Genomic DNA, 354 nt, shown 5'->3' on the forward strand with positions numbered 1-354 from the left:
GAACATCACGAATGCAAGAACAGACTATTTGCAAAAAATCTCTACTTACATTGTCAAAAACCACGACATCATTGGTATGGAAGATTTGCAAGTGTCAAATATGTTGAAGAACCGTAAGTTAGCGAAAGCAATTCGTGAAGTATCATGGTCGCAATTTAGAACGATGTTAGAATACAAAGCAAAGTGGTATGGCAAACAGGTAGTAACTGTGTCTAAAACCTTTGCAAGCTCTCAATTATGTTCAGTTTGCGGTTACCAAAACAAAGACGTTAAGAATCTCAACCTACGTGAATGGGATTGTCCTTCTTGTGGCACACATCACGATCGAGATATGAATGCAAGTATCAATCTAAA

At 37.6% G+C, this 354-nt stretch carries 1 protein-coding gene; it reads left to right on the forward strand.

What is annotated here, in order from left to right; all coding sequences use genetic code 11:
• Positions 1-354: RNA-guided endonuclease TnpB family protein (locus tag MR059_RS21560; RefSeq protein WP_242162034.1), on the forward strand; the 354-nt coding region annotated here is incomplete at both ends.

The sequence above is a fragment of the Bacillus cereus group sp. BfR-BA-01522 genome (assembly GCF_022662635.1).
In the GTDB taxonomy this organism is placed as follows: domain Bacteria; phylum Bacillota; class Bacilli; order Bacillales; family Bacillaceae_G; genus Bacillus_A; species Bacillus_A cytotoxicus.